7 protein-coding genes are annotated in these 9607 nt (G+C 36.1%); 5 read left to right on the forward strand and 2 right to left on the reverse strand.

Annotated elements, in window-relative coordinates; all coding sequences use genetic code 11:
• Positions 1–111 precede the first annotated feature (111 nt).
• Together ACY65O_RS05505 and porX are read right to left on the reverse strand one after the other, a co-directional pair.
• On the reverse strand, positions 112–381 hold the full coding sequence (locus ACY65O_RS05505; protein WP_462219848.1) for a hypothetical protein: 270 nt from the start codon (positions 379–381) through the stop codon (positions 112–114).
• A 187-nt stretch (positions 382–568) separates the two neighbouring features.
• A complete protein-coding gene (gene porX, locus ACY65O_RS05510) occupies positions 569–2125 on the reverse strand; it encodes a T9SS response regulator signal transducer PorX (RefSeq protein ID WP_462219849.1) in 1557 nt (518 codons plus the stop codon).
• A gap of 340 nt (positions 2126–2465) precedes the next feature.
• Between porX and ACY65O_RS05515 the strand changes: the two genes are divergently transcribed.
• From ACY65O_RS05515 to ACY65O_RS05535, 5 genes are all read left to right on the forward strand, one after another.
• Positions 2466–3647, forward strand: a complete 1182-nt coding sequence (locus ACY65O_RS05515) for an HD domain-containing protein (protein WP_462219850.1) — start codon at positions 2466–2468, stop codon at positions 3645–3647.
• A gap of 100 nt (positions 3648–3747) precedes the next feature.
• Entirely contained in the window at positions 3748–4788 is a 1041-nt protein-coding gene (gene lpxD, locus ACY65O_RS05520; RefSeq protein WP_462219851.1) for a UDP-3-O-(3-hydroxymyristoyl)glucosamine N-acyltransferase, read from the forward strand.
• A 147-nt stretch (positions 4789–4935) separates the two neighbouring features.
• Positions 4936–7416, forward strand: coding sequence for a DUF5686 family protein (locus ACY65O_RS05525; protein ID WP_462219852.1), 2481 nt, complete (start codon positions 4936–4938; stop codon positions 7414–7416).
• Between the two features lie 188 nt (positions 7417–7604).
• Complete coding sequence (locus ACY65O_RS05530; RefSeq protein ID WP_462219853.1) at positions 7605–9011, forward strand: bifunctional UDP-3-O-[3-hydroxymyristoyl] N-acetylglucosamine deacetylase/3-hydroxyacyl-ACP dehydratase; 1407 nt, start codon at positions 7605–7607, stop codon at positions 9009–9011.
• 165 nt (positions 9012–9176) lie between these two features.
• On the forward strand, positions 9177–9607 hold a 431-nt coding region (locus ACY65O_RS05535), incomplete at its 3' end, for an acyl-ACP--UDP-N-acetylglucosamine O-acyltransferase (protein WP_462219854.1).

Consider the following 9607-nt stretch of genomic DNA (forward strand, 5'->3'; position numbering starts at 1 on the left):
TTGGTAATTTGTAATTAGGTTGCTGGGTGAGCAGTATTCTTTTATATAAGCAGTAATAAAATTTAAGAGAGCTTGAATTTTAAAACCCAATTCCTAAATCACAATTGCTAATTACTTACTTGCCTCCGCACTCATCACCTCTTCATACATCTTCTGGCTCTCTAAAGTAAGGGCATCAAAATTTATTTCTAATTGCGGCATTAGGTCAACCAAAGTATTTATTCTTCCTTCGGTTTGAAAAAATTTATTTAGCACCACTACCTTTTTTGCCTGCAGTATGCAATAGCCACTTTGAAAATTACCACGCTCGTAACGGATTACATAACCGGCTTCTTCTGCAATTTTTTCTATTTTGTCTAATATGTTTTGTGTGTATTTCATTCCCGTGAATCGTCAATGGTGAATCGTCAATTTTTAAGCAATACAAAAGTAAAGCAGCAGGATAGTTATACCTGTTTTACTTTTCAACAAACGTTGATAAATAAAACTTTGGGCTTGTTCAAACTCAGTTAATTATTCAATTAAAAAGTTGTTCGTAAGCCTCTTCAGGGGTTTGGGGCTTCGGGCTCTATTTATTCGTCATCCTAATCACCGGTACAATCATCTCTTCCAAACTTACACCGCCATGCTGAAAAGTATTTTTATAATAATTTACAAAGTGATTATAATTGTTGGGATAACATAAAAACAAATCGCCTTTAGCAAAAATAAAACTGGAGTTTACATTGGGCACAGGCAATCCAGCTTCCCTTGGGTCACGAAAAGCCAATACTTCTTTGGCTTCGTAATTTAAATTGCGGCCATGTTTATACCGCAGGTTGGCTGTAGTTTGTTTATCGCCAATTACTTTTGCAGGTGTTTTTACCCTTACACTTCCGTGATCTGTAGCTACAATCATCGTTAATTTTTTATCCGCAATTCTTTTAAGTGCAGCATGCAAAGGCGAATGCGTAAACCAGCTCTCAGTAATACTGCGGTAACTGGTTTCGTCGCCTGCCAATTCTTTCAGCACTTCCATTTCGGTACGGGCATGGCTCAGCATATCAACAAAATTGTACACAATAATATTAATATCATTGCTCAGCATGTTATGAATATTATCAACCAGTTTTTGCCCATCATGATTGTTAGTAATTTTTGTGTACGAATATTTTAGATCTCCTTTGCCCATTCGTTTAAGCTGGGCTTTAAAAAAATCTTCTTCAAACATATTTTTTCCACCTTCTTCATCATCGTTTTTCCACTGTGCCGAAAATTGTTTTTCAATATCTATTGGCAGCAACCCGGCAAAAATGGCATTTCGGGCATATTGTGTAGCCGTAGGTAAAATAGAATAAAAAGTTTCTTCCTCATGTATGCGGAAACTTTCTGCAAAAATGGGTTGTATAGTTTTCCATTGATCAAAACGTAAATTATCTATCAGCACAAAAAATAAAGGTGTGCCCTTTTCCAGATGAGGAAATACTTTCATCTTCATCAAAGTATTGCTCATTATTGGCGCACCTGTACTTTTAGGACCAACCCATGAAGCATAATTTCTGCTCACAAATTTAAAAAACTCTGTATTGGCTTCGCTTTTTTGTGAGTCGAATACTTCCTGCATTTCCGGGCTGTCGCTGTTCTTCATGGCCAGTTCCCAAAAAATTATTTTCTTATAAATCTCCATCCACTCATTATAATCAGGGTTATTGTTTAAGGCCATAAACAAACTTCCAAATTGTTGCTGGTAAGATGAAGTAGTTTTTTCCGCCACCAATCTTTTATTATCAATTAATTTTTTCAGGCTCAGCCAAACCTGGTTTGGGTTAACCGGCTTAATTAAATAATCGCTTATTTGCGATCCAATGGCTTCATCCATTAAATTCTCTGCCTCGTTTTTTGTAATTAACACTACCGGCAAATTACTGTTTACTTCTTTTATTTGCTGCAGGGTTTTAAGTCCCGTTAGTCCGGGCATACTTTCATAAATCAGCACTACATCCACAATATTGTCTTTTACAAATTCAATGGCATCAAAGCCATTGGTTTTGGTTTGCACTTCGTAACCTTTGTTTTCTAAAAACATTATCTGGCTGTTAAGGCTGTCAATTTCGTCATCTACCCAAAGTATTTTTGCTATGCTCATACCCCTATCCCCTAAAGGGGAATTTGTTTTATTAGTAATAAAATTTTGTTTCCGACATTAAATCCAAGTTATGTTACTCACTTCTGCTGTAAACTTTGTTGTTCTTTAATTGTGTTTTGTAAATCATCGCCACAATCCTCTCCTTTTCCTCCCCCTTTGGGGGAGATAGAGGAGGCTTTTTATCGTAGCGTATAAAGCAGTTTTTAAAAATGAGCAACTTTTCAATTTTTACAAATTTAATTTTTTATATCAATGATGCCGTGCTTTATTTAGCTTTGTACATCTTTTAACAAATATATACTGGCTGTTAACGGCCAACTATCATCTATCAACTTATTATATGTCCTTTCGTAAAATAATTAACGACCCCGTTTATGGTTTTATCACAGTAGATGATGAACTTATTTATCAAATTATTGCCCATCCTTATTATCAGCGCCTGCGCCGTATTAATCAAATGGCTATGGCTTATTTAGTTTATCCCGGTGCGGTGCATACCAGGTTGCATCATTCATTAGGTGCTTATCATTTAATGAGCAATGCTTTAAGCGAATTAAAAAGCAAGGGAGTTGAAATAACTGGCGAAGAAAACCAGGCTGCAAAAATCGCCATTCTTTTACACGATATTGGCCATGGCCCTTTCAGCCATGCGCTTGAAAATGTTTTGATAGAAGGTATGCATCACGAAGCAATCTCATTGCTGATAATGAAAGAACTGAATGAACAATTCAACGGCCAATTACAATTAGCAATAGATATTTTTACCGGCATTCATCCCAAAAAATTTTTACACCAGCTTATTACCGGCCAGTTAGATGTGGACCGCATGGATTATTTAACCCGGGATAGTTTTTTCAGCGGTGTAAACGAAGGCGTAATTGGCTACGACCGTATTTTAAAAATGCTTGCTGTACACAACGGCGAATTAATGGTGGAAGAAAAAGCCATTTATTCCATTGAAAAATTTTTGGTGGCCCGCCGCCTCATGTACTGGCAGGTTTATCTGCATAAAACAGTACTTTGTGCCGAGCAAATGCTGCAGCAAATTATAAAAAGAGCCAAGCAAATAAAAGCAATTGCGCCAATGCCGCTGAACAAATTAATTAATGAGCCCGAAAGTAAAATAACTATTGCTGAGTTTTGCGGATTAGATGATTATGATGTGCTTGCTGCCATTAAAGTGTGGAGTACGCATGAAGACAAAGTTTTGTCAACCCTTTGTAAAGGCATTATTAACCGCCAGCTTTTAAAAGTAAAATATTATGCGGAGCCTGTTGATAAAAATTTAATTGCAGAAAAAACTACCGAAGCCTGTATTAAGCTAAACGTATCTAAAGAAGAAGCAGCTTTTTTTGTTTTTACAGGAGAAGCAGTAAGCAGTACGTATAATTTTGATGATGAGCACATTTATATTTTGTTTAAAGACGGCAGCGTTAAAGATATATCCGAGGTGGATAATGCATTAATTAATCAAAATATGAAGGGTAAGATTAAAAAATATTACATTTGTTACTTACGATGAAATCATTTTTTTAAAATTGTATCGTTCGTCATTGGTCGTTAAGTCATTGATGAAATTTTATTGGTAAAGAAATATTGACTTAACGACTGAATAATAAAATATGCAATTTTCTGCACAACAAATAGCAATAATAATTGGCGGCAAAGTAGAAGGCAACGCCGATGTTACTGTAGGCTCGTTTGGTAAAATTGAAGAAGCGCAAGCCGGTGAGTTAGCTTTTTTATCTAACCCAAAATACGAGGAATACCTGTACAGCACAAACGCATCTATCATTATTGTAAATGAAACACAGGAATTAAAACAACCAGTAGCAGCAACAATTATAAAAGTACCTGTTGCGTACACTTCCTTTGCAGTACTGTTAGATAAATACCAGCAAATACAGCAACAGCAATTAACGGGCATTCAGCAGCCTGTTTATGTAGATGCTACAGCAAAAATTGGCAACAATGTTTTTATTGGGGCTTTCTCTTATTTAGGCGAAAAAGTTATTATTGCTGATGGCGTAAAAATTTATCCCAATGTTTATTTAGGCAATAATGTGGTGGTTGGAGAAAATACAGTTATTCATCCGGGAGTAAAAATTTATCATGATTGCATTATTGGAAAAAATGTGGTGATACATGCAGGAACTATTATTGGCGGCGATGGTTTTGGTTTTGCACCACAGGCTGATGGTACCTTTAAAAAGATTCCGCAAATTGGTAATGTAATTATAGAGGATAGTGTGGAGATTGGATCCAACACCACAATAGACAGGGCAACAATGGGCAGTACATTAATTAAAGCTGGCGCAAAATTAGATAACCTTTTACAAATTGGGCACAATGCAGAAGTGGGCAACAATACCATTATTGCTGCACAAAGCGGCATAAGTGGCAGCACAAAAATTGGTAATAATGTTATGATAGGCGGGCAGGCAGGCGTGGTGGGCCACATCACTATTGGCGATGGCGCAAAAATTAATGCTCAAAGTGGCGTAAGCAAATCATTAGGGGCAGGTAAAGTAGTTACCGGCTCACCTGCATACGAGTTTACCGCTGCATTACGCAGTCAGGCTACCAGCCGCAAATTGCCAGAGCTGGAAAAAAGAATAAAAGAATTAGAAAAACAAATAGCTGCTTTAACAGAAAAAAAATAATTTCGTAAAGCTTTTATTTATCTGCCAACGCTTTTGCTGCTTATGTAATCTTTAGTTTATAACAACAGCATTATAAATTAAAAAAAGTTAGTTGTTTAAAATAACAATTAATCTGAATTTATTAATCAGTATCAATAATATTTTACATTGAGCATTTTACGTTACGTTTTATTTATTGCGGTTGTTTTTTTTACAGTGCAGCTTCATGCACAAAGCCTCAATTTTTCCGGCGTTATACAGGATGCCCATACCAAAGAGCCAGTTAGTTATGCATCTATTTATTTTACAAGGTCGGGCATTGGTAAAACATCCGACAGTGCAGGTAACTTTTCTTTTTACATCAGTAATTTTTTAAAAGATACGCTGGTAGTAAGTTATGTAGGATACGATTTATACAAAATACCCATAAGCGATACAGTAAATAATAAAAAAATTATAATTCAATTGCAGCGTGGCGCCGCTACCAATGCTGTAATAGTAAGATCAAAATTTAATAAAGGTTTGTTTTTGTGGAAAAAGATAATGAGCAAAAAGAAACAGTACAACCGCTACAGCCTGCCCAACTTTGGTTACGAGGCTTACAATAAATTAGAGGTGGATATTAAAAATTTCAAGCCCGAAAAAGCAAAAAAGAATTTCTTGCTCAAACCTTTTTCTTTTGTGTTTGATAATATAGACAGCACCAGCGAAAAAGAACCTTTTTTACCAGCCTATCTTTTAGAAAGTGTAAGTGATTATGCTTTTCAGCGCAATACTAAAAAGTTTTTTGAAAATATTAAAGCCAGCAAAACCATTGGTTTTAAAAATGAAAGCATCAGCAAAATGATGGGAGTAATGAATCAGAATGTAAATGTGTATGGCAATTACGTTAATGTAATGGATAAAGATTTTATCGGTCCTTTTAATGATAATGCTGATGTGTACTACAATTTTTTTGTACCCGATACACAGGTAGTTAACGGAAAAAAAATATTTCATTTTCTCTTTTCTCCAAAACGCTCCGGGCAAAATACTTTTGAAGGAGATGCGTGGGTAATGGGTATAACTTTTCAAATACTAAAAATAAATTTGTACCTGGGTAAAGATGCCAACATAAATTATATCGACCGTATCAGTGTTTTCCAGGAGTTTATTCCTGTTAACGACAGTGTATATTTTTTAAACCGTGATAAATTTTTTGCAGATTTTAAAATATTGGGTAAACAATCACTCACTTTTATTGGAAGAAAAACTACCAGTTACAGAAATATTATTATCAATAGTGATTCCATTACTAATTTATTTAAGCAGCAAACTATTGAGGAAGTTTCAAAAGCAGATCCCGGCAGTAATGCACAAACCGATTCTGTATGGAATGTTTTACGCCACGACAGTTTATCAAAAAATGAAAAAGCAATTTACACCACGATTAATAAGTTGCTGCAAATGCCCAAATTTCAGCGCCTGCAAAACACGTTAAAGTTTATTGGCACCGGTTATAAAACACTAACCAATTACGAAATTGGCCCATGGTTTAACTGGATAAGTGCAAACAGTTGGGAAGGCACCAGGCTTCGTTTTGATTTAGGCACTACAACCGGTTTTAATAAGCACATTTATTTTCATACTTATTTAGCGTATGGTTTTGGTGATAAAAAATTTAAAGGCAAAGCAGAAGCTTACTGGATTGTAAAAAGAGATCCCAAACGTTTTCGCTTACATCTTTCTTACAGCAACGACATAGATAATGGCATCAGCCAGATTGGTGATGTGGGGCAGGATAATATTTTTTCTCTGGCCATCCGCAAACCTAACACTACCAGAAAATTTATACAGTTGCAGGATACACGTTTTGAAATATTTAATGAATTGGGTAAAGGATTTTCTACCGAATGGTTTATTAGCCACCGTAAGTACGAGCCACTTAAAAACTTACCATTTAAAAACACTTTCCCTGCAAAAGAAGGTGAGCCGCTTACCAATTTTGAAGTCGCTTTAAAATTACGCTTTGCTTATTTAGAACAATTTATAGAAGGCGATTATTTCCGTTATTCAATGGGTACAAAATATCCGGTAGCAGAACTGATGCTGGCAAAAGGTTTTTCAGGTGTTGTAAACAGCGCTTACAGCTATACTAAAATTGGTTTATCAGTAAAAGATTACATGAAAATTTCTCCCTACGGTTCTTTTTATTATAAAGCATATGCAGGTAAAATTACCGGCGCACTGCCTTTTACTTTTTTAGAAAATCATCCCGGCAACGATATTTATTATTACGATCCCGGAAGTTTTAACCTGATGAACCGTTTTGAATATTTAAGCGATAAATATGCAGGCATTAATGTAGAGCATAATGTGGGCTCGGGCTTATTCCGTTTTATTCCCATTACCCGTAAATTAAAATGGCGCCAGTTCTGGAATGCAAAAACAGTTTGGGGTTCGTTAAGTACTGCAAATAGTGCACTCAATAACAGCACCAATACTTTTAAAACATTAAATGGTACTACTTATTTAGAAGTGGGTACCGGCATTGATAACATTTTTAAAATACTCCGCCTCGATTTTGTTTGGCGTGTTTTGCCAAGGCCTTTGCCTGATAATAAAAGTTCCCGTTTTGGAATTTTTGGCAGTTTTCAGTTTCAGTTTTAAATATTCCCGCTGATTACGCAGATATCGCAGAATGTTCCTGTTTAATTATTTTGCATATAATGTTAAGAACAGCCTATTTCCTTTTAGTAATATAATATCTATTTTATTACAGCTTTTTTCTGCGATATCTGCGTAATCAGCGGGCTAACCAAAAATCAAATATCTTTGCCAACAAATTTTTAACGCTGATGGATATCAATTTCAATCCAGATAAACAACACACACTTGCATCTTCGGTTAGTATTTCCGGCACCGGCCTTCATACGGGTATAAATGTAGATATGACTTTAAAGCCAGCTAATGCAGGTTTTGGTTTTCAGTTTCAGCGTATCGATTTACCCGGCATGCCTGTAATTAAAGCCGATTGCGATTTGGTAACCGATACATCAAGAGGAACAACTTTAGAACAGGGCGATACTAAAGTAAGTACGGTTGAACATATTTTAGCCGCCCTGGTAGGTATGGGAGTAGATAATTGCCTTATCGAAATTAACGGCCCCGAAATTCCTATCATTGATGGCAGCAGCGAACCCTTTGTAGAAATAATTGAAGAAACCGGAGTAGTAGAACAAGATGCAGCCAAAGCATGGTACACTATCGATACCAACATTTCTCATTACGATGATGTGAAAAGAGTGGATATGACGGCGCTGCCTGCAACACATTATCACATTACCACTTTAATAGATTTTAACAGCCCCGTGCTGGGCACACAACATGCCAGCATTAAAACAATAAATGAATTTAAAACAGAAATTGCACCCTGCCGTACTTTTTGTTTTTTGCATGAGCTGGAAATGCTGTTAGATAATAATCTTGTAAAAGGTGGTGATATTAATAATGCCATTGTTGTTGTTGATAAGCCAGTTACCGAAGAAGAAATGAGTCGCCTTGCAAAAGCTTTTGGCCGTACCAAAGTAGAAGTAAAGAGCGAAGGTTATTTAAATAATTTAGAACTCCGTTTTCCTAACGAACCTGCACGCCATAAATTATTAGATGTAATTGGCGATCTGGCATTAATTGGTTATCCTATTAAAGCGCATATAATTGCCAACCGCCCCGGCCACAGCAGCAATGTAGAGTTTGCAAAAAAAATAAAACAGTACATCAAAAAAAATAAACACACTAAGGATATTCCTATTTATAACCCCAATCAACAACCGGTATATACCCAGCAGCAAATTGAAAAAACTTTGCCGCACCGTTTTCCATTTTTATTTGTAGATAAAATAATTGAACTGAGTGATAAACAAATTGTGGGTATTAAAAATGTAACTTTTAACGAGTTTTTTTTTCAGGGTCATTTTCCCGGTAACCCGGTAATGCCCGGCGTTTTGCAAATTGAAGCATTGGCACAAACCGGCGGCATACTTTGTATTAATGCCATGCCCGAAGGACAATACGATACTTATTTTTTAAAAATAGATAATTGTAAATTCAAACAAAAAGTAGTGCCCGGCGATACTATGATTTTAAAAATGGAATTGATTGAGCCCATACGCCGTGGTATTTGTATAATGAGAGGCAGCGTTTATGTAGGCAATAAATTGTGTACCGAAGCAGATTTAACAGCGCAACTGGTGAAGAGAAATTAAGCAATATGCAAATTGGCAAACATGCCAATTCAATTTCAAATGCTTAACTTAGTTTTTGGCAATTATAATTTTGCAGATGTGAATACAAGCATATCTGCACATTAATAAAATTATTCACAATTTTAATTTTGCATATTTGCCAATTGGCATTTTTGCACATTCATTATGATTCACCCCCACACCTACATTCACCCCAGTGCAAAGCTTGCTACTAATGTAAAAATTGATCCGTTCAGTGTTATTCATCCCAATGTAGAAATTGGCGAAGGCACCTGGATAGGCAGCAACGTTACCATTATGGAAGGTGCAAGAATTGGAAAGAACTGCCGCATTTTTCCCGGTGCAGTTATTGCCGCCATTCCGCAAGATTTAAAGTATGAAGGCGAACAAACCACTGTAGAAATTGGCGACAATACCACCATAAGAGAATTTGTTACGGTTAACCGTGGCAGTAAAGACAGGTGGACAACCAAAGTGGGTAACAACTGTTTAATAATGGCCTATAGCCATATAGCACACGATTGTATTGTGGGCAACAATTGCATCATGAGCAACAATACACAAATGGCCGGCCACGTGGTAATGGGTGATAATTC

The organism is Ferruginibacter sp. (assembly GCF_031430955.1).
Lineage (GTDB): Bacteria > Bacteroidota > Bacteroidia > Chitinophagales > Chitinophagaceae > Ferruginibacter.